Source organism: Nonomuraea sp. KM90 (genome assembly GCF_052246675.1).
Taxonomy (GTDB): Bacteria; Actinomycetota; Actinomycetes; order Streptosporangiales; family Streptosporangiaceae; genus Nonomuraea.
This window is the reverse complement of the sequence record NZ_JBQQCB010000363.1, coordinates 1-1,305: the sequence shown is the minus strand read 5'-3', so window position 1 is coordinate 1,305 and position 1,305 is coordinate 1. Positions and strand designations below refer to the sequence as shown.

At 65.2% G+C, this 1,305-nt stretch carries 2 protein-coding genes; both read left to right on the top strand.

Going from position 1 to position 1,305, the window contains the following annotated elements; genetic code table 11:
• Nucleotides 1–3 precede the first annotated feature (3 nt).
• The gene (locus tag ACTWPW_RS64235; RefSeq protein ID WP_443175049.1) at nucleotides 4–168 is read left to right on the top strand and encodes an Lsr2 dimerization domain-containing protein; all 165 of its coding nucleotides are present in this window, start codon (nucleotides 4–6) and stop codon (nucleotides 166–168) included.
• 269 nt (nucleotides 169–437) lie between these two features.
• Nucleotides 438–530, top strand: coding sequence for an Lsr2 family DNA-binding protein (locus ACTWPW_RS64230; protein WP_443175048.1), 93 nt, complete (start codon nucleotides 438–440; stop codon nucleotides 528–530).
• Nucleotides 531–1,305: the final 775 nt, after the last annotated feature.

The following is a 1,305-nucleotide window of genomic DNA, read 5'->3' as shown; positions in this document are numbered from 1 at the left end:
CCCATGGCCAAGCAGGTACGAGAGATCCTCATCGACGATGTCGTGGGCGGACCCGCGAAGGAGACCGTCAACTTCGGCATCGACAGCGCCGCCTACGAGATAGACCTCAACGACGCAAACGCCACCACCCCCAAGCCCGGGTTCCGCAGTTCGTGTCGCCACTGGTGACACGCACCACCGTGGCCTCGGACGACGTTAAGGATCAAGGTGTCGAGCGGTGTTCCTAGTGACACGGATCGGACTTCCTTGTGCCACCACCGCGAACGCCGCTTACCTGGCCTGTTGCCCATAACTGTGTCACCAGCACCACCAGGAACTGCGGAACTCCGGCCAAGGGCTTGCTCACACCCTTCGTCGAGCGGCGAAGAAGGCGCGACAGCACACCCCGCATCCGACGCACAACCCCGCCCGTACGGGACAGCTACAAGGCCGCGGACATGCCCCAATGGGCCCAAGCCGACGGGCACCCCGTGAGCGCGCACGGACGTATTCCCGCCACGGTGGTGGCGTACGAACAGGCCCAGCGGTGAACCGAGCAGGTGCGCAGCCGCGATTCCGCGCCTTGCGCCATCACTCCTTTCCGCCAGCCCCGCGCATCACCGGCACTGCACGTCGGCTACTCGCAAAGCTGCCGCGTTGCAGAGCTCGCCGCACGTCCCACCAGCAGCCACCCCATGAGTCGATATGAACCCGGAAAGCGCAACGAGGCACCCCCGATGAATCCACACGTGCTCCGCATCCTGGCGCAACGAAGCGGCTGGGCTGTGCGAACCATACGACGCGGAACAGAACTCACCGTCATCCTCACCCGGAAAGCTCCCGACCGCCTTCGACCCCCGAGCCTCCCGGGCGGCACCTGGCAAATTCGCGTCGCCTTCAGCGGCCACACTCCGACGGCGGCAACCGCGACCGGGCCCGGCCTCGGCGGCGACGTGAGCCTCAACCTGCGAATTGTCAGAAGGTGGGTGCGGCAACCGGCTCAGGAGATGCCGCCGACTATCACCGCGACGCACGTTCACAAAGCCCCGTCGTCGCCGGCTCCGCCCACTCAGCATGAGGCGACCTGACCCCCTCGTGAAACGAACGCCGCCAGCTAGATTCTCCCCGTCCATTCTGGCCGCACCGCCCCAACAAGATGTCCCCCCCACAGAACGCAGTGCAGAGAAGACCGGGACATCTCTCAGAGGGCGTCTGAAGAGCGAAGTTTGTGGTTGATTGCCAGTTACGCGTTTCGCCAGGTTGGGGTGGTTTCGCCGGTTACGCGTCGGGCGAGGTTGTCGATGGAGGCCAGGCGGATCATGGCTG